This is a genomic window from Martinezella tropici (assembly GCF_008370325.1).
GTDB classification, from domain to species: Bacteria; Pseudomonadota; Alphaproteobacteria; order Rhizobiales; family Rhizobiaceae; genus Rhizobium; species Rhizobium tropici_B.
In genome coordinates, this window is record NZ_VNIP01000011.1 from 157739 (window position 1) to 175444 (window position 17706).

Consider the following 17706-nt stretch of genomic DNA (forward strand, 5'->3'; position numbering starts at 1 on the left):
TGAGGATTGAGAGGGCGCGGCACCTTGTCAGGGCGGGTCAAACCACGGCGGGCCTCGCTTGGCAAGTGTTTTTAATGGCCGGTGCCAATTCCGACCCTATTTGGAAATCACCGGCGCGACGCGAAAATTGTGGCTTCCGCCAACGCAACCGCTTCGATAATAATTCAAAGCCTGCAAAGGGGAGGTTCATGACAAAGAAATCCGCACCCGCCGTCAATATCGGCGAGCTCGAGCTAGAGCATTGGCAACAGGGCAGCTTCTTTGCCGGCAGCGACACCTCCTTCGGGGCGATGCTCGGCCTGAAGAATCTTGGGATCAGCTATAACGAAGTGCCGCCCGGCAAATCTGGCTGTCCGTTTCACAACCATCATGTCGAGGAAGAACTCTTCGTCATTCTCGACGGCGAAGGCGAATATCGCTTCGGCGACCAGCGTATCGCAGTCAGCAAGGGCGATGTGCTGGGCGCCCCCGCCGGCGGCCCTGAGACGGCGCATCAGCTGATCAATACTGGCCCCGGCGTGCTGATCTATCTCGCCATTTCCACCAAGGCACGGACGGAAATCGTCGAATATCCCGATTCCGGCAAGTTCCTGGCGAAGACCAACAACAACGGCAAGGCGACGTTCCGTACGATCGGCCGCGCTGCCGCCGGCAACCTCGATTACTGGGACGGCGAACCCGGCGCCTCGAACGACTAAGAACCATCAAAGACAGAGTTCAGCAAAGCTCCGTACCTCCATGACCCATATTCCGACGCTCACGACCGATCGCCTGCTGCTCCGCGGCCATAGACTCGATGATTTCGAAGAATTCCTCGGCCTCTGGAAACACGAGGAGATCGTTCGCTTTATCGGCGGCGAAATGCCGACACGCGAACAGGTCTGGGCCCGCCTCCTGCGCTATGCCGGCCTATGGCATCATCTCGGCTTCGGCTTCTTTGCCGTCGAGGAACGCCAAAGCGGCAAGCTGATAGGCGAAGTCGGTTTTCTCGATCTGCACCGTGACATGACGCCAATGACGGAAGGCACGCTGGAAGCCGGCTGGGGCATTACGCCGCCAATGCAGGGCAAGGGCTATGCGACGGAAGCCATGAACGCAGCGATTGCCTGGGCGGACAGCCAGTTCGCAGGCCGCCGCATGACCTGCATCGTGGACCTGGAGAACGTACCGTCATTGCGGGTTGCCGAGAAGATCGGCTTCCGGCGCATCGGCGAAGTAACGTTCAAGGACAGGTGCAACGCCATATTCGAGCGCTAGGCGTTGCGGGGTGACTATCATGCCGGTTTCGCAGGATAGGTTTTCGATCAAACCTTACGAACCAAGCGACGTCCAAGCCACGATCGACATTTTCCTGAGGGCCATTCGCGAGGTCGCGTCGAAAGATTACAGCCCGGCTGAGATCGCCGCCTGGGCGAAGGTCGACGATGCCGAGGTCTGGGCGCAGTATCGAGCGAGCCGGCCGACCTGGCTTGCGGTGGTTGGTGCCACCCCCATCGGCTTTGCCGATCTGAAATCGGATGGTTGCCTCGACATGATGTTCGTTTCGCCCGATTACCAGGGAAAGGGCGTCGCCAGCCTATTGCTTGCAACGGTCGAAAGAGCCGCGCGCGAACAGGGCCTTCAGCGGATTTTCACCGAGGCGAGCCTGACCGCCCGCCCCTTTTTCGAGCGCAAGGGCTTTGTCGTCGTGGCCGCGCAGCGGGTAGAAAAGCGCGGCCAGATATTGTCGAACTTCCTGATGGAAAAAGTGCTCGCGTAAGCTGCCGAGACCCCGATCGAAACTTCCCTGCGGCGAGCCCGTGAAACTTAGAGCATTTCCGCTTTTCTTCGAATCGCGAAAACGCTCTATCTTCTTGTTTCCCAACGCATTCCGGACGGAAAACCGCTGCGCACTTTTCCTGGAAATGCTCTAGGCTTCGCGGACGACCGGGAATTCCGCCAGCCGGGCGGCGTAGCGGGCCATGGTGTCGACTTCGAAATTGACGAAGTCGCCGGCCTTGCGCTCTCCCCAGGTCGTGACCTCGAGCGAATGGCGGATCAGGAGCACGTCGAATTCAGTCCCATCGACAGCATTGACGGTCAGCGAGGTGCCATCGAGCGCAACCGACCCCTTCGGCGCCACGAACCTGGCGAGATGTTCCGGCGCGCGCAGGCGGAAACGGGTCGCGTCACCTTCGGCCGTGACCGAGAGGATTTCCGCCTTACCGTCGATATGGCCGGAAACGATGTGGCCGCCGAGTTCATCTCCGATCTTGAGGGAGCGTTCGAGGTTGATCCTGGCTCCGGTTTCCCAGGTGCCGATGGTCGTCAGGCGCAGGGCTTCTTCCCATGCCTCGACCTCGAACCAGCGTCCGTTACTGCCCTCTTCCGGCAGGCCGGTGACCGTCAGGCAGACGCCGGCATGCGAAATCGAGGCGCCCATGTCGATCGTCGCCGGATCGTAATTGGTGGCAACGCGCAGCTTGATGCCTTCCTTCAAGGGAGAAATGGATTCAACCGTGCCGACATCGGTGACAATTCCGGTAAACATCAAAAACCTCTTTCAAATTCGTCGCAGCGATCATCGCCGAAGCGGCTTTCGCCGATATGCATGAAACTTGCTGGGATATTGGATTTGAGGACGGGCGATTCAATACCGCGCTTGCCGATATGGGAAGGCCCCTGGAAGAGCAGGATGCGGTCGACCAGGTCAGCGGCGAGGAAACGCCGCGCCGTCTTCGCGCCGCCCTCCACCAGCAGGGACGAGATGCCGCGCGTACCCAGGGCCTCCAACAACTCTCCCGGTTCACCCAAATTCGACTGCAATACTTCGACGCCGGCGGCATCGAGGGCTGCGCGGCGCGCCATAAAGGCGTTGTCGGTATTGTCGTCGAAGGACGGCGGGTTGGCGGCAACGGCAATAACCGGATATTGCCGCGCCGTCCTTACCAGCTTGCCGCCGAGCGGCAGCTGAAGATTTTCGTCGATGACGATGCGCAACGGCGAGCGGTCTTCCAGGCCGGGAAGCCGACAGGTCAATTCCGGATCGTCTGATATCGCGGTGCCGATACCGACGAGAATGGCGTCGCTTTCGGCCCGCAGCATCTGCACCTGTGCCCGCGAGATGTCGCCGGTGATGCGTACCTGCCCCTCGCCCATCTTGCCGATCATGCCATCGGCGGAAATGGCAAGCTTGAGAGTCACATAGGGGCGGTTTCTCGTCTGGCGCATGAGATAGCCTGCCAGAGCCCGCCTGCCCTCCGTTTCCAGAATGCCGGCATCGACCTCGATGCCGGCTTCGCGCAGCATGTTGATGCCGCGCCCGGAAACGCGCTGATCGGGATCGGTAACGCTGATGACGACACGCGCCACGCCATAGGCAATCAACGCCTCTGCGCAGGGCGGCGTCCTGCCATAGTGGGAACAGGGCTCGAGCGACACATAGGCGGTGGCACCTCGTGCCGCCTCGCCCGCCTCGGCCAGAGCCTGAGGCTCGGCATGCGGGCGACCGCCCAGCGCTGTTACGGCGCTGCCCAAAACGACGCCATCCTTGACGATGACGCAGCCGACGGATGGGTTCGTGGAGGTCAGTCCAAGATGCCGGCGCGACAGACGGATGGCCGCGGCCATGAAACGCTCGTCCTCGGGTCGCGGCGCCATGGTCAGGGATCCAGCGGATCGCGGGCGATCTTCGCGTTGATCTCTTCGATCACATGCTCGAAATCTTCCGCATGCGAAAAATCACGATAGACGGAGGCATAGCGTACGAAGGCGACGTCATCGAGGCTCTTCAGCGCCTCCAGCACCTGCAGACCGATCTGCTCGGAGCTGATTTCGGTCTCGCCGGAGCTTTCAAGGCGACGGACGATGCCGGAAACGGCGCGCTCGATGCGGTCGCGGTCGACCGGGCGTTTGCGCAGCGCGATCTCGAAAGAGCGCACCAGCTTGTCGCGATCGAACAGCACCTTGCGACCGGTCTTCTTGATGACCATCAGTTCGCGCAGTTGCACGCGCTCGAAGGTGGTGAAGCGGCCGCCGCAATCCGGACAAATGCGCCGACGGCGGATGGACGTATTGTCCTCCGCCGGGCGCGAGTCCTTGACCTGGGTGTCTTCTGAGCCGCAGTAAGGGCAGCGCATGCGCTCTCCTTAGCCCATATAGCCGTACATCGGGAAGCGGTCGGTGAGCTTGACCACTTTCTCGCGTACGGCGGCTTCGACAGCGGCATTGCCTTCGTCGGAATTGGCGACCTTCAGGCCATCGAGCACTTCGATGATCAGATTGCCGATTTCCCGGAATTCGGCTTCCTTGAAGCCGCGCGTCGTGCCGGCCGGCGTGCCGAGGCGGACGCCGGAGGTGACGAAGGGCTTCTCTGGGTCGAAGGGAATGCCGTTCTTGTTGCAGGTGACATAAGCGCGGCCGAGTGCGGCTTCCGCGCGCTTGCCGGTGGCGTTCTTCTTGCGCAGGTCGACCAGCATCAGGTGGTTGTCGGTGCCGCCGGAGACGACGTCGACACCGCCGGAGATCAGCGTTTCGGCGAGCGCCTTGGCGTTCTTGACGATCTGAGCCGCGTAGTCCTTGAACTCCGGCTGCAGCGCTTCACCGAGGGCAACGGCCTTGGCGGCGATGACATGCATCAGCGGGCCACCCTGGAGACCCGGGAAGACGGCCGAATTGAACTTCTTCGCCAGATCCTCGTCATTGGTGAGGATCATGCCGCCGCGCGGGCCGCGGAGCGACTTGTGCGTGGTCGTGGTGGCGACATGGCAATGCGGGAACGGCGACGGATGCTGGCCGCCGGCAACAAGACCGGCGATATGCGCCATGTCGACCATCAGATAGGCGCCGACGCTGTCGGCGATCTCGCGGAAACGCTTCCAGTCCCAGATGCGGGAATAGGCCGTGCCGCCGGCGATGATCAGCTTCGGCTTGGTTCCCTCAGCCTTGCGCTGCACTTCGTCCATGTCGAGCAGGTTGTCGCCTTCGCGCACGCCGTAGGACACGACGTTGAACCACTTGCCGGACATGTTAACCGGCGAACCATGCGTCAGGTGGCCACCCGAATTGAGGTCGAGGCCCATGAAGGTGTCGCCCGGCTGCAGCAGCGCGAGAAAGACGGCCTGGTTCATCTGCGAACCGGAATTCGGCTGGACGTTGGCGAAGTTGACGCCGAACAGTTTCTTGGCGCGCTCGATAGCGAGCTCTTCGGCGATATCGACGAACTGGCAGCCGCCATAATAGCGCTTGCCCGGATAACCTTCGGCGTACTTGTTCGTCATGATCGAACCTTGCGCTTCCAGAACGGCGCGCGAGACGATGTTTTCCGAGGCGATCAGCTCGATTTCGTGGCGCTGACGACCCAGTTCCTTACCGATCGCACCAAAGATTTCCGGATCGGTATCGGCAAGCGAGCGATTGAAGAAGGGTTCGGTGGACGCATTGGTCATCGTGAAAGCTCCTGAACGGGCCGGAACGGCAATGCAGACGGTATTAGCGTTAGGGTCGCCGGAGAGCAATACGACCAGCGACATTTGCGCGCATAATCCCGAAATCGAGCACGATTTCGGAAAAGATTATGCGCTATTTCAAAGCGTTACTGCGTCCTTTGCGCGTCCAAAGACGCGCGGTGCAGTAAGCATTCTGCGCAGCACGGCGCCGGCCAATGAAAAAGCCGCGTCCAGGGACGCGGCTTCCATAAGAATTGCAACCAGGCGGCCGATTATTGAACCGGCTGCTCCATGCCCTGGGTCGTATTGAGCGCCAACTGGGAGTTGCCGTCGAGATTATAGATGTCATCGCGGAACTGGACGATGCCGTCGCGGGCGCTCCAAGCCGAAATATAGACGAAATAGACAGGCACTTCCGACGCCAAGGTGATCGGCGTATTGACGCGGGTGGAGATGACCTGCTCCATGTGCTGACGCGGCCAGCCGGGCGTTTCGGCCAACAGCCAGGTCGCCAGGTCGCGCACGTTCTGAACGCGAACGCAGCCCGAGCTGTCGAAACGCATCAGCTTGTTGAACAGGCCCTGCTCGGGCGTATCGTGCATGTATTCGTTGTTGGGGTTGTGGAAGTTGATCTTCGTGGACGCCATGGCGTTGGTCTTGCCCGGGTCCTGACGGAACATCAGGTCTGGCGCCTTGTCCGAATTCCAGTCGATCGTCTCGGGCGCTACTTCCTGGCCCTTGCCGTCGATAAGGCGAATGTTGTTCTTCGTCAGGTAGGTCGGGTCCTTGCGCATCAAGGGCACGATGTCCTTGATGACGATGGAGCGCGGTGCCGTCCAATACGGGTTGAGGATGACCTCGTAGATCTTTGAATTGATGATATGCGTCGGCCGTGATTCCCGGCCGACGATCGCCTGGTGGCGCAGCGCCACCTGACCATCCTCGACGGCTTCGACACGTGTCGCCGGGATGTTGACCATGACGTGACGACGGCCGAGGTCGGATGGGAACGTCTGTAGGCGAACAAGATTGGTGTTCAGCTGCTGCAGGCGGACATTGGCGGGGATGTTCATCGCCTTCAGCGTGAAATCGCCCATGACGCCATCCGCCGGCAGTCCGTGACGGGCCTGGAAACGCTTGACCGCACCGTCGACGTAGGAATCGAAGGCAGCGGAGATACCAGCCTCGCGCGGCAGGTCACCGGTAATCATCAAATGCTGGCGCAGCGACTGTACGGCCGGATCGGTCGCGCCGAGCTGCAGAGGCTGCTGGCTTGTCGGATTGATCTGCGGCCATCCGCCGTTGGCGGCAATGTTCTGATATTGCGCGATCGCCTGCTGAATATTCGATACGGAATCTGGCCCGAGGATCGGCGCGTTCGACTGGACGGCGGCGGCGGTGCGCGCCGCAGCCTTGGCGTCGAACTGATCGTCCCAATTGCCGCGGGAGCGATCATTGATCAACGCCTCGAGCGGAGTCGCGTTTTGCGCGAGGGCCGGAGCGGCCAGTGCGGCAGCGCCAAGAGTTGCAGCCGACCGCAGGAAAGAGCGGCGCGAAAAGGGTCCAATTCCGTTTTTCTTCGACATATCCTAACCGTTCAACGCTGCGATCCAAATCATGCGCAGCCTAGAGAGGAAGCAGTAAATAGCGCAGCTCGCGCCAAGTAACGCCGCTCAGTATCAATCAGCACCCTTAAAGCACCATCAAAAACTTCGCCACGAACTATCACAATATTGCGAAGCGAAGACCTTTGGGCCGTAAGATCGAAATTCGAGAGCGCTGCTTGCCGTCCGTTTCCGCTGTCATAGCAATATGGCCAATTCGTGTCGCCCGGCATGGAACTTGCCTTACCGCGCGACGCGGAAATAAAAGCCAAACTGCATTTGCTAAAATACCACAGCTGCGGGTGGTTCATAGCCTGTCTTGAACCGGCGTCAATGGCGCACGCATCTTGCAGGTCAGATGTGACATAAAGCGAGGGACGCGCGTGGCAAAAAACGCACAATTATAGCGTCGCAACGCATTCAAGCCGGACAGCAGGGCAAGCCGGACACGCAGGGCAAGCCGGACACGCAGGGAACGTGTCCAGCTTGTATTTACTGGAAGGTCTTATGATCAATCGGCACCGTTACTTACATGCGGTAAGCGATGCTGTCGTTCCAGAAGCGGTCGAGGCGCTGCAGCAGCTTGTTCATCTGAGTGAATTCGTCGGTGCCGATGCCGCCGACCTTGTCGATCGAGCCGATATGGCGCTCATAGAGCTTGGCGACGGTTTCGGCGATGTCCTGGCCCGTTTCCGTCAGGCTGATGCGGACCGAGCGGCGGTCGATGCGCGAGCGCTGATGGTTGATAAAGCCGAGGTCGACCAGCTTCTTGACGTTGTAGGAAACGTTGGAGCCGAGGTAGAAGCCGCGGGAGCGCAGCTCGCCGGCCGTCAGCTCGGAATTGCCGATGTTGAAGAGGAGAAGCGCCTGGACGGCGTTGACGTCGTCGCGACCCTGACGGTCGAACTCGTCCTTGATAACATCGAGCAGGCGGCGGTGCAGACGCTCGACCAGGTGAAGGGATTCCATGTAGAGAGCCCGGATGTCGTCAACCTGCTGACCCTGAGCGTTTGCAACTGCCTGCGGCTTGATTTTCGTGTTCATCATAACTTGGCCTCACTCTGTTTTGTTTGGCGGTGTCGTTTTCTTCCCGCCTTGAGTGAGACCCTATCGAATACACATAAAATTCTACTTAAACTGCAGGCTTAACAGCACCTTACCGCGAAGTCTTGGTGTCTCAGGGTAAATCAACCATTACCTGCTGCCGACGACGCCGACGTTTTTCCTGCCACAGCAGGACGCGGAAAAGACAATAGATCACCGCGACGCAGGCATGCAAGATCATGATCAGGGGGTTAGAGCCGAATATCTCCGGCCAGGCTCCATACATCAATCCCTGCCCGCCTGCGGCGAGCACCCACATGACCGGCCCCCAGGAGACGGTGAGCCATAAGCCGAGGGCGGCTACCGGAAAAACCACGGCGAGCCCCGCACCCGCAACCTTCCACGGCAGGGCCAGCAGATCGAACCGCGCATGGCCATCCAGCGAGTAGCCGACCAGCATCGCCCAATATTGCAGGCCGAGCCAGAAACAGGCGATCGCGATCAGCCGCAGGAACAGCACGAACAGGATGTCCGTCAGCGTATTCTTGGGTACGGTCGAAGAATCAGGTTCCATGCGCGAACAATACGTAGGAGGCATCGGCCTCGCCAGAATATAATGGCTGCGGCCTTTCACCTGGTTTTGAATCCTGGGGACAGCGTGATAGGTACGCGGCCTATATCTATATAGAGTGCCATAAATAGACGAAGAAGGATGGCGGCATCATGGAGAACAAGACGCATCTCGTTGACGAGATCACCGGGCATCGCCGCATGCGACGCAACCGCAAGGCCGATTGGACGCGCCGCCTGGTACAGGAAAACCGGCTGACGGTCGATGATCTGATCTGGCCGATCTTCCTGATCCCCGGCACCGGCATCCTCGAGCCGATCCCCGCAATGCCCGGCGTCAACCGCATGACGGTGGACAAGGCCGTGGAAGCCGCGAAGGAAGCAGCCGATCTCGGCATTCCGGCGCTTGCCACCTTCCCGAACATCGAAATGGAGCTGCGCGACGAGACCGGCTCCAACAGCCTCGAGAAGAACAATCTCATCAATCTTGCCACTGCCGCCATCAAGAAGGCCGTTCCGAATATCGGCGTCATCACCGATGTCGCCCTCGACCCCTTCACCAGCCACGGCCATGACGGCATCCTGCGCGGCAATGAGATCGTCAACGATGAAACCGTCGAGCAGGTGGCGCTGGCCGCCGTCTATCAGGCGGATGCGGGTGCCGATATCATCGCGCCTTCGGAAATGATGGACGGGCGCATCGGCGCGATCCGCCAGGCGCTCGACGCCGCCGGCCACCAGAATGTCGGCATCATGAGCTATGCGACGAAATTCAGCTCGGCCTTCTACGGTCCCTATCGCGAGGCGATTTCGACCGGCGGCCTGCTGAAGGGCGACAAGAAGACCTATTACATCGATCCGGCCAACGGCACCGAAGCCGTGCGCGACGCCACGCTCGACGTCGAGGAAGGTGCCGACATGCTGATGGTCAAGCCCGGTCTGCCCTATCTCGACATCTGTTGGCGGCTGAAGGAAGCCTTCGGCCTTCCGACCTTCGCCTATCAGGTCTCTGGCGAATACGCGATGATCAAGGCCGCGGCCGCCAACGGCTGGATCGACGGCGAGAGGGTGATGCTCGAAACCCTGCTCGCCTTCAAGCGCGCCGGCTGCGACGGTATCCTCACCTATTTCGCCATGGATGTTGCAAAGCATCTCGCGCGAAAATAGCTCCGCACCATTCGCTTATTGTATTTGCCGGACCTGATACCATATGTTCGGCAAATGTTTCCCCAAGGAGGAAAGCAATGAGCCTGAACCCCAGCCCACTCTATGCAGCACCGGATGACTGGCGCGCCTATAGTGGCGTGCTGAGCCGGCGCATCTTCGCATTCATCGTCGATTACCTCATCGTCGCGCTGCTCTGCATTCCGGCGGCCGTCGTGCTGTTTTTCGTTTCGATCCTGACGCTGGGGCTTGGCTTCATCCTCTATCCCGCCCTCTTCGTCATCGTAGCCGGATTGTATTTCGGCTGGACGCTCGGCGGCCCTTATCAGGCTTCGCTCGGCATGCGCGCCATGGGCCTCACCATGGTCCGCGTCGACGGCCGCCGGATGGATTTCCTGACGGCGATCGTCCATCTGGCACTGTTCTGGATCCTGAACTCCGTCTTGACGCCGCTGATCCTGCTGGTAGGCCTCTTCACCGATCGCAGCCGGCTTGTGCACGACCTGCTGCTCGGCACGGTCATCGCCCGCACCGCCTGAAACACGTATGTCACGATGTCAAATAAACGATCCCTCGCGGGGCAAACGACCCGCGATGTGGCATCCGAATGCATTATGAATTAGGAAACTTCGATCTTTAGCGAAGGACGTAGTTGACGTTTTCTAAACTTGGGCCATGCTTGTAAAAAACGGGTGCCGAAAGAAAGGGCAATCAACGGCAGATGAACACGCAGTCGACGCCTTCTCCGCAGTTTTATCTGACGGCACCGGCCTCCTGCCCGTACCTGCCGAACGAGATGGAGCGCAAGGTCTTCACGCATCTCGTCGGCCCGCGCGCGGCCGAGATGAACGATATCCTGACCCAGGGCGGCTTCAGGCGCTCGCAGAACATAGCCTATCGGCCTGCCTGCGAAGCATGCCGCGCCTGCGTGTCGGTCCGCATCCTTGCCCAGGAATTCGAGCCCACCCGCTCGATGCGGCGCATTCTGGCAGCCAACAGCGACGTCATCGCCACCGAATTTCCCGCCCAGCCTTCAAGCGAGCAATATTCACTCTTCCGCCGCTATCTCGACTATCGGCACCAGCACGGCGGCATGTCCGACATGACGGTGCTCGACTATGCGATCATGGTCGAGGATACGCATGTGAATACGCGCATCATCGAATATCGCCGCCGCGAGGAAGGCTCGGGGCTGGAACAGCGCCCGAAAGGCGAATTGCTGGCGGCGGCCCTGACCGACGTCATGAGCGATGGGCTGTCGATGGTCTATTCCTACTTCAATCCCGATCTCGACGCGCGATCGCTCGGCACCTTCATGATCCTCGATCATATCAAGCGGACGAAGGCGCTCGGCTTGCCGCATATCTACCTCGGCTATTGGGTCAAAGGCTCGCGCAAGATGGACTACAAGACGCGCTTTCAGCCGCAGGAACATCTGACCCCGCGCGGCTGGGAGCGTTTCGATCCCGCCACTGACGGCGATAAAGACACCTTCCGCTGAATGTTCTCTCGTCTTTCGGATCATCAAAAGGGCCTGCTGCTGACGACGCTCGGCGGGCTTGCCCTATCGATGGATATACCGCTGATCCGGCTTTCCAGCGGCGAGGTTTGGTCGGTGCTGTCGGCGCGCAGCCTTGCGACCATCGTCGTGGCGCTTGCCGCACTTTTCGTCATCCGCCGTGTTACGGGTTCGCTGCGAAGCGTGCTGCCAGGTTGGCTCGGACTTCCCGTCGGCTTCTTCTACGGACTGACGACCATCGCCTTTCTCCTTGCCGTCTATTACACGACGGCGGCGAATGTGGTGTTCATCATCGCGCTAAACCCGATGTTCACCGCGCTTCTCTCCTGGATCTTCCTCAAGGAGCGCCCTGCCCTTTCCACCTTCATGACCATGGCCGTGATGATCGTCGGAGTCGGCCTCATCGTTGGTGACGGCATGGAAGGTGGTCATCTCTTGGGCGATGCACTCTCCGTACTCGCATCGTTTTCCATCGCCTGCGCCATCACCATCAGCCGCGCTTCGGGCCGGGATATGGGCTTCGCTTCCTTGCTGGCCGCCGTCATCCCGGCTGCCGTCGGGCTCTATCACATTGCGCCCTCCGGTTTTTCCATCGAACATCCCGGCTGGATCCTCTTCGACGGAGCCGTGCTGATGCCGCTTTCCTTCTGGTGCCTTGCGACGGGCACGCGCTTTCTCTCGGCACCGGAAGTGGCCATGTTCTATCTGCTGGAAACGATTCTCGCGCCCATCTGGGTCTGGCTGATCTTCTTCGAGGCACCCACCAACATGACGCTCGCCGGCGGCGCCGTCCTGATTCTGGCTCTGGCCGCTCATTCGCTTTGGCAGGCGCGGGTGAAAGCCAGAGCAGCAATCACCGCGCAGAGCCTAGCGCATTGAAATAGTCCTCTTCCAATGTTATAACCAGGTTGTCACATTGGAGCTGAACATGAACGTCACCATCCGCAAGATCGGCAATTCCGAGGGCGTCATTATTCCGAAGGAGGTCCTTCACAGGCTCGGACTGAAGAACGGCGATGCGCTGGAGATCCGAGAAGTGAACGGCAATATCGAACTGGTTCCTGAGCGTGCCGATCTTACCGAGCAACTGCGCGCGGCAAGACTTGGCATGCAGAAATATCGCAGCGCCCTGCGCGAACTCGCAAAATGAATGACTATAAATGGCTGTCCCGTGAAGCTGTTGAGATCACGCATGAGGAGCAGATCGCCGAACATGGTGGCTTATCAGGCTTAAAAGATGAGAACGCTCTGGAGGCAGCGCTGGCGCGTCCACTGAACAAGGCTGCGTATGGCGAAAATGACATATTCGCTCTCGCCGCTGCATATCTTTATGGCTTGGTACGGAACCATCCTTTTTCCGACGGGAATAAAAGAACTGGATACCTCGCAGCTTTCACATTTCTCTACATCAACGGCTATCTGATTGAAGCGGACGATGGGATGATCGTGACGTTTGTATTAGGTGTGGCCGCCGGAGAAATTGATGAAATAGGTGCTAAGCACTTCCTCAAAGACTTCAGCATCCCACTAGCCGGGTGACGACTATTCCGTCTGCGGCACCCGGCCCTTCGCTAAAGCTTATGGCGTTCGTCACCGCAATCGGTCCGCCGGACCGATTGCTTGGTCTCAGTCCGACCGCTCCTCACCCAGAAAACCGGCCGCTTCTGGGGAAACCCTTCGGCACGGCTCGGCCGGCGCCGGCGCGATCACCCAGCCATTCCACCAACTCGTCCTTGGACTTGGTGAAGGTACGACCGGCACTGTCTTCCCAGGTCAGGCCGTCGGCAATCACGAAGCACCTGATATCCGAAATGCCGCCATCCTTGTATTTCTGAAGGCGGACGCCCTTGCCGCGCGACATTTCCGGCACCTGAGAAAGCGGGAAGATGATCATCTTGCGGTTCTCGCCGACCACGGCGACATGATCACCGGAAACCGGCACGAGAAGCTTCGTCTCGTCCGGATAGGAGACGTTCATGATCTGCTTGCCCTTGCGGGTATTGGCGACAAGCTCCGCCTCGGGCACGATGAAGCCGTTGCCCACCGTCGATGCGATCATCTGCTTGCGCTGGGGATCGTGGACGAAGGCGGTCAGCACGTCCTGATCGTTCTCCATGTCGATCATGATGCGCAGCGGTTCTCCGTGGCCGCGGCCGCCGGGCAGCTTGTCGCCGCCGAGCGTATAGGCCTTGCCGCCGGTCGTAATGATCAGGATCTTGTCCGTCGTCTGCGCCGGGAAGGCAACCTTCAGTCCGTCGCCCTCCTTGAAGGTCAGCGACGAGGTATCGGAAATATGGCCCTTGAGGGCGCGGATCCAGCCTTTTTCCGAGACGACGACGGTGATCGGTTCTTTCTCGATCATCGCCTGCTGGATGGCGGCATCGTCGGCCTCGGGCGCCTCGGCAAACTGTGTGCGGCGGCGGCCGATATCGGTCGCCTTGGCGAATTTCTTCTTCACCTCGCCGATTTCCCAGGAAACCGTTTGCCACTGCTTTTCTTCCGAGGCGAGCAATGCCTCGATGTCGGTCTTCTCCTTAGTCAGGCCGTCGAATTCCTTGCGGATCTCGAACTCTTCCAGCTTGCGCAAGGAGCGCAGCCGCATATTGAGGATCGCCTCGACCTGATTGTCCGTGAGGCCGAACCGCTCCATCATCACGGGCTTCGGCTCATCCTCCTCGCGGATGATGGCGATGACCTCATCGATGTTGAGATAGGCAACCAGCAGGCCGCCGAGGATTTCGAGGCGCTTTTCGATTGCCGCCAGGCGGAAGCGCGAACGGCGCAGCAGGACTTCGCGGCGATGGTCCAGCCATTCCTTCAGTACCTCGTTCAGCGCCATGACCTTGGGAATGCGGCCCATGGACAGGACGTTCATGTTGAGCGGGAAACGGCTTTCCAGCTCCGTCAGCTTGAACATCGATTCCATCAGGATCGTCGCATCGACGGTGCGGCTCTTCGGAACGAGAACGACGCGGATGTCCTCAGCGGATTCGTCGCGGATGTCCTCAAGCAGCGGCAGTTTGCGCGCCAGCAACAGTTCAGCGATCTTTTCGATCAGCCGCGATTTCTGCACCTGGAACGGAATTTCCGTGACGACGATCTGGTAGCCGCCGCGACCGAGATCCTCGATCTCCCATTTGGAGCGGACGCGAAAGCCGCCGCGGCCCGTCTTGTAGCTTTCGATAATGCTCTGGCGATCGTCGATGATGATGCCGCCGGTCGGGAAATCCGGACCGGGTATATAGAGTTCCACGAGCTTCTCGACAGTGGCATCGCGATCCTTGATCAGATGCAGCGCGGCGTCGCAGAGCTCGTGGGCATTGTGCGACGGAATGGAGGTCGCCATGCCGACGGCGATGCCAGAGGAACCGTTGGCGAGCAGGTTGGGGAAAGCGCCGGGCAGAACGATCGGCTCGGAATTCGACTCGTCGTAGGTATCGCGAAAATCGACCGCATCCTGATCGATCCCTTCGAGCAGCAGTTCGGAAACCGCCGTCATCTTGGATTCGGTGTAACGCATCGCAGCCGGGCTATCGCCGTCGATATTGCCGAAATTGCCCTGGCCGTTGACCAGCGTGTAACGCTGCGAAAAATCCTGCGCGAGACGCGCCAATGCGTCATAGATCGACTGGTCGCCATGCGGATGATAGTTACCCATCACCTCGCCGACGATCTTGGCGCATTTGCGGAAGGCGGCATTGGGGCGAAGACCCATCTCGCTCATCGCATAGACGATGCGGCGATGCACCGGCTTCAACCCGTCGCGGACGTCGGGAAGCGCGCGTTGCGTAATGGTCGACAGAGCATAGGCCAGATAGCGCTCTTCGAGCGCGGCCTTCAGGTCGACCGGAACGATATTGTCGTCGCCGTCACCGGGCGGCGGTGTCAGATTTTTTCCCATGGCCCTTGACTATCGGAGATGGCGATTCCCGGCAAGAAATCAGCGGAAAGCACCTGTGGATGAAGGCATTTCGGCCATCCTGCGAGATGGCCACCGATACATTTTTGCTGCACTCGCGCGCTACATTCATTGTCATTGGATTTTCAGAGAAAGATCAATATAAGTCGGCGCAGTACACGCGCAATATGTACACCCCCGCCGATACTACCGGCTCAACGAGGAAACGCCATAATGACTTTCTATCGGACCACGCGGCTGATGCTCTGCAGCGCTGTCATCCTGTCTTTCGCCAATTCGGCCTTCGCCCTCGACGGCAACGACCTGCTGAAAAAGATCAACGACATCTACGGCCAGCAGGGCGCTTCGATTGCCGCTGGGGGTATCGATGTCGACGGTAGCACCGTGACGCTGAAGGGTGCAAGCTTCAAGACGGCCGACATGGGCGAGGCCATCCCGCTCGGTGACATCACCATGGATGGCGTCGAGGAAAGCAATGGCGGCTACACGATCGAAGAAATCGACTTCGCGGATGTCGATTTCAACAAGGATGGCGCAGCCGTTTCCGCCAGCGACCTCAAGCTGAGCGGCGTCGAAATCCCGGCTGACGCCACCAAGGGCGACCTCGCCTCGCTGCTCTACTACAAGAGCGCCCATGCCGGTGAAATCTCCGTCACCAAGGACGGCGCAGAAGTGTTCTCGATCGCGGGCGCCGATGCGACGATGAACAAGCGCGGCGACAAGTCGGGTCTCGACTTCGACGCAAAGATCAATGGTGTCAAAGCCGATCTCAGCAAGGTCGACGACCAGAAGTCCAAGGAAGCGATCGAAGCGCTCAAGCTGCAGCAGATCGATGGCACGATCGCGATGAAGGGCAGCTGGGAGATCGGTCCCGGCACGATCGACATCACCGAATATTCCTTTGACTTCAAGGATATCGGCAAGCTGAACCTCGCCTTCAGCATTTCCGGCTACACGCCCGCTTTTGCGAAGTCGCTGCAGGACGCGCTCAAGACGGTTCGCTCCAATCCGAATCAGCAGGAAGCGCAACAGTCGGCTGGCCTCGCCATGCTGGGCCTCCTCCAGCAGCTGACCTTCAACAGCGCTGCGATTCGCTTCGACGATGCCTCGATCACAGCGCGCGCGCTCGATTTCGCCGGCAAGCAGCAGGGCGTCACGGGCAAGCAGCTGGCCGACACGCTGAAGGCGATGACGCCGATCATGATGGCGCAGCTCAATATTCCGGAACTGCAGAATGCGGTTTCGACTGCCGTCAACACCTATCTCGACAATCCGAAGAGCCTGACCGTCACCGCCGCTCCCGGCAAGCCGGTGCCGGTGCCGATGATCATCGGTGCCGCCATGGGTGCACCGCAGACGATCCCGCAGGTCATCGGCCTCAAGGTTTCCTCGAACGACTGACCCGTCGTTCGTTCCCGATGCCATTCAGAAACCCGGCGATCTCTATCTCCGGGTTTTTCTTTGCCATTACTTAGGGCTGAAACCCCAGCCGATACTTCTCGAGAGATTCAGACGTTACATTGTTACTGCCTATTATCTGAACTATCCCGTTCCTTGTTACCTTGCTCGCGTATATTCCAGTCCGAGCCACTGAAGAGCTTATTAAGCCGGCCGGACGCTAGGAACCCGAAAACAAATACAAGAACGAATCCGAGCCAATCGCTTGGGTACATCCACAATATAAAAGACGCAATCACGGCATAGGCCAGGAGATATACCCTTACGTTTCTCGCCTGTTTCAATGTATCGACGATATGGGGCTTCTTATTCTTTTCTATATCATTGCTCATTCCTGTTGCCCTTAATAGTAACCCTGTTCAGTGCATCGATCGCATGAGACATCAGGGCAAGCAATTCGTTTGTGGTCGCGCCGTCGCGAGCCTGAACGGACATGCCCTGCACGATTGCGCCCAGAAAACGAGCAAGCGAGCGAGCCTCGACATCCGGCCGCATATCACCTTCCGCAATACCGCGCTCGATCCGGGCGGTGAAGATATCCAGCGTCTGCAGGCGCATCGATGCCACGTGATGGGCGATCGGTTCGTTTTCCTCGGCGCAGTTCAGGACCGCCGTCGATATCATGCAGCCTTTCGGGTGTTCCGGCGCCGTGAAGATCTTGGCGGAATTCGTCAGAAAGTGCTCGAAGGCGCTCACCGTATCCACCTTGTCCTGAAAGGGATTGCCGGGTTCCGGCCTGGGCATGCGCCGATATTGATCGAGCGTCTCGCGATAGAGCTCGGCCTTCGAACCGAAGGCGGCATAGAGGCTTTGGGGCGTGATGCCCATAGCTGCCGTCAGATCGGCAATGGAGGAGCCGTCATAGCCATGCTTCCAGAACGTGTCGCGCGCTGCGGCGAGAACCGTCTCGCGATCGAAGGCGGGCGGGCGTCCACGCTTGCGCGGCGAAGAATTTTCCATCTCTTCCTTATTTTTCACAATGGTCACTCTAGAATTATTTCC

At 59.4% G+C, this 17706-nt stretch carries 19 protein-coding genes; 10 read left to right on the forward strand and 9 right to left on the reverse strand.

Going from position 1 to position 17706, the window contains the following annotated elements:
• Positions 1–188 precede the first annotated feature (188 nt).
• From FP026_RS21670 to FP026_RS21680, 3 genes are read left to right on the forward strand one after another with little or no spacing between them, the layout of a single operon-like run.
• On the forward strand, positions 189–698 hold the full coding sequence (locus FP026_RS21670; RefSeq protein WP_149636655.1) for a cupin domain-containing protein: 510 nt from the start codon (positions 189–191) through the stop codon (positions 696–698).
• Positions 699–738: 40 nt separating this feature from the next.
• Positions 739–1257, forward strand: coding sequence for a GNAT family N-acetyltransferase (locus FP026_RS21675; RefSeq protein WP_149636656.1), 519 nt, complete (start codon positions 739–741; stop codon positions 1255–1257).
• Positions 1258–1276: 19 nt separating this feature from the next.
• Positions 1277–1759, forward strand: a complete 483-nt coding sequence (locus FP026_RS21680) for a GNAT family N-acetyltransferase (RefSeq protein WP_149636657.1) — start codon at positions 1277–1279, stop codon at positions 1757–1759.
• 150 nt (positions 1760–1909) lie between these two features.
• On the opposite strand, the gene FP026_RS21685 is transcribed toward FP026_RS21680, so the two are convergent.
• The 7 genes from FP026_RS21685 to FP026_RS21715 form a co-directional block, all read right to left on the reverse strand.
• Positions 1910–2530, reverse strand: a complete 621-nt coding sequence (locus FP026_RS21685; protein ID WP_149636658.1) for a riboflavin synthase — start codon at positions 2528–2530, stop codon at positions 1910–1912.
• Positions 2530–3639 (reverse strand): bifunctional diaminohydroxyphosphoribosylaminopyrimidine deaminase/5-amino-6-(5-phosphoribosylamino)uracil reductase RibD, encoded by a 1110-nt coding sequence (gene ribD, locus FP026_RS21690; protein ID WP_149636659.1) that lies wholly within the window; start codon positions 3637–3639, stop codon positions 2530–2532. The genes FP026_RS21685 and ribD overlap by 1 nt, the downstream gene beginning before the upstream one ends.
• Before the next feature lie 2 nt (positions 3640–3641).
• Positions 3642–4118, reverse strand: coding sequence for a transcriptional regulator NrdR (nrdR, locus tag FP026_RS21695; RefSeq protein ID WP_120663528.1), 477 nt, complete (start codon positions 4116–4118; stop codon positions 3642–3644).
• Between the two features lie 9 nt (positions 4119–4127).
• Positions 4128–5426: a serine hydroxymethyltransferase gene (gene glyA / locus FP026_RS21700; RefSeq protein WP_149636660.1), complete on the reverse strand. Its 1299-nt coding sequence runs from the start codon at positions 5424–5426 to the stop codon at positions 4128–4130.
• Between the two features lie 272 nt (positions 5427–5698).
• Complete coding sequence (locus FP026_RS21705; RefSeq protein WP_149636661.1) at positions 5699–7012, reverse strand: L,D-transpeptidase family protein; 1314 nt, start codon at positions 7010–7012, stop codon at positions 5699–5701.
• Between the two features lie 546 nt (positions 7013–7558).
• The gene (gene ldtR, locus FP026_RS21710; protein WP_149637170.1) at positions 7559–8074 is read right to left on the reverse strand and encodes a transcriptional regulator LdtR; all 516 of its coding nucleotides are present in this window, start codon (positions 8072–8074) and stop codon (positions 7559–7561) included.
• A 133-nt stretch (positions 8075–8207) separates the two neighbouring features.
• On the reverse strand, positions 8208–8648 hold the full coding sequence (locus FP026_RS21715; RefSeq protein ID WP_149636662.1) for a DUF6163 family protein: 441 nt from the start codon (positions 8646–8648) through the stop codon (positions 8208–8210).
• Between the two features lie 149 nt (positions 8649–8797).
• On the opposite strand from FP026_RS21715, the gene hemB reads away from it, so the two are divergent.
• From hemB to FP026_RS21745, 6 genes are all read left to right on the forward strand, one after another.
• The gene (gene hemB, locus FP026_RS21720; protein ID WP_149636663.1) at positions 8798–9811 is read left to right on the forward strand and encodes a porphobilinogen synthase; all 1014 of its coding nucleotides are present in this window, start codon (positions 8798–8800) and stop codon (positions 9809–9811) included.
• 77 nt (positions 9812–9888) lie between these two features.
• Entirely contained in the window at positions 9889–10347 is a 459-nt protein-coding gene (locus tag FP026_RS21725) for an RDD family protein (RefSeq protein WP_149636664.1), read from the forward strand.
• Positions 10348–10529: 182 nt separating this feature from the next.
• The gene (locus tag FP026_RS21730; RefSeq protein WP_149636665.1) at positions 10530–11309 is read left to right on the forward strand and encodes an arginyltransferase; all 780 of its coding nucleotides are present in this window, start codon (positions 10530–10532) and stop codon (positions 11307–11309) included.
• Positions 11310–12206 (forward strand): DMT family transporter, encoded by an 897-nt coding sequence (locus FP026_RS21735; RefSeq protein WP_149636666.1) that lies wholly within the window; start codon positions 11310–11312, stop codon positions 12204–12206.
• A 49-nt stretch (positions 12207–12255) separates the two neighbouring features.
• Entirely contained in the window at positions 12256–12477 is a 222-nt protein-coding gene (locus tag FP026_RS21740) for an AbrB/MazE/SpoVT family DNA-binding domain-containing protein (RefSeq protein WP_149636667.1), read from the forward strand.
• Positions 12474–12866, forward strand: a complete 393-nt coding sequence (locus FP026_RS21745; protein WP_149636668.1) for a type II toxin-antitoxin system death-on-curing family toxin — start codon at positions 12474–12476, stop codon at positions 12864–12866. The genes FP026_RS21740 and FP026_RS21745 overlap by 4 nt, the downstream gene beginning before the upstream one ends.
• 103 nt (positions 12867–12969) lie before the next feature.
• On the opposite strand, the gene parC is transcribed toward FP026_RS21745, so the two are convergent.
• Positions 12970–15228 (reverse strand): DNA topoisomerase IV subunit A, encoded by a 2259-nt coding sequence (gene parC, locus FP026_RS21750; RefSeq protein ID WP_149636669.1) that lies wholly within the window; start codon positions 15226–15228, stop codon positions 12970–12972.
• Positions 15229–15459: 231 nt separating this feature from the next.
• Between parC and FP026_RS21755 the strand changes: the two genes are divergently transcribed.
• Positions 15460–16647 (forward strand): hypothetical protein, encoded by a 1188-nt coding sequence (locus FP026_RS21755; protein WP_149636670.1) that lies wholly within the window; start codon positions 15460–15462, stop codon positions 16645–16647.
• A gap of 378 nt (positions 16648–17025) precedes the next feature.
• Here FP026_RS21755 and FP026_RS21760 read toward each other — a convergent pair whose 3' ends face one another.
• Complete coding sequence (locus tag FP026_RS21760; protein ID WP_188112653.1) at positions 17026–17691, reverse strand: TetR/AcrR family transcriptional regulator; 666 nt, start codon at positions 17689–17691, stop codon at positions 17026–17028.
• Between the last annotated feature and the right edge of the window lie 15 nt (positions 17692–17706).

Excerpts from the sequence above, each read along its gene's own strand:
- FP026_RS21670 (WP_149636655.1), top strand. The coding sequence starts at position 189 with ATGACAAAGAAATCCGCACCCGCCGTCAATATCGGCGAGCTCGAGCTA.
- parC (WP_149636669.1), bottom strand. The coding sequence starts at position 15,228 with ATGGGAAAAAATCTGACACCGCCGCCCGGTGACGGCGACGACAATATC.
- FP026_RS21745 (WP_149636668.1), top strand. The coding sequence starts at position 12,474 with ATGAATGACTATAAATGGCTGTCCCGTGAAGCTGTTGAGATCACGCAT.
- FP026_RS21735 (WP_149636666.1), top strand. The coding sequence starts at position 11,310 with ATGTTCTCTCGTCTTTCGGATCATCAAAAGGGCCTGCTGCTGACGACG.
- FP026_RS21675 (WP_149636656.1), top strand. The coding sequence starts at position 739 with ATGACCCATATTCCGACGCTCACGACCGATCGCCTGCTGCTCCGCGGC.
- FP026_RS21755 (WP_149636670.1), top strand. The coding sequence starts at position 15,460 with ATGACTTTCTATCGGACCACGCGGCTGATGCTCTGCAGCGCTGTCATC.
- nrdR (WP_120663528.1), bottom strand. The coding sequence starts at position 4,118 with ATGCGCTGCCCTTACTGCGGCTCAGAAGACACCCAGGTCAAGGACTCG.
- glyA (WP_149636660.1), bottom strand. The coding sequence starts at position 5,426 with ATGACCAATGCGTCCACCGAACCCTTCTTCAATCGCTCGCTTGCCGAT.
- FP026_RS21725 (WP_149636664.1), top strand. The coding sequence starts at position 9,889 with ATGAGCCTGAACCCCAGCCCACTCTATGCAGCACCGGATGACTGGCGC.
- FP026_RS21740 (WP_149636667.1), top strand. The coding sequence starts at position 12,256 with ATGAACGTCACCATCCGCAAGATCGGCAATTCCGAGGGCGTCATTATT.
- ribD (WP_149636659.1), bottom strand. The coding sequence starts at position 3,639 with ATGGCGCCGCGACCCGAGGACGAGCGTTTCATGGCCGCGGCCATCCGT.
- FP026_RS21685 (WP_149636658.1), bottom strand. The coding sequence starts at position 2,530 with ATGTTTACCGGAATTGTCACCGATGTCGGCACGGTTGAATCCATTTCT.
- FP026_RS21705 (WP_149636661.1), bottom strand. The coding sequence starts at position 7,012 with ATGTCGAAGAAAAACGGAATTGGACCCTTTTCGCGCCGCTCTTTCCTG.
- hemB (WP_149636663.1), top strand. The coding sequence starts at position 8,798 with ATGGAGAACAAGACGCATCTCGTTGACGAGATCACCGGGCATCGCCGC.
- FP026_RS21680 (WP_149636657.1), top strand. The coding sequence starts at position 1,277 with ATGCCGGTTTCGCAGGATAGGTTTTCGATCAAACCTTACGAACCAAGC.
- FP026_RS21730 (WP_149636665.1), top strand. The coding sequence starts at position 10,530 with ATGAACACGCAGTCGACGCCTTCTCCGCAGTTTTATCTGACGGCACCG.
- ldtR (WP_149637170.1), bottom strand. The coding sequence starts at position 8,074 with ATGAACACGAAAATCAAGCCGCAGGCAGTTGCAAACGCTCAGGGTCAG.
- FP026_RS21715 (WP_149636662.1), bottom strand. The coding sequence starts at position 8,648 with ATGGAACCTGATTCTTCGACCGTACCCAAGAATACGCTGACGGACATC.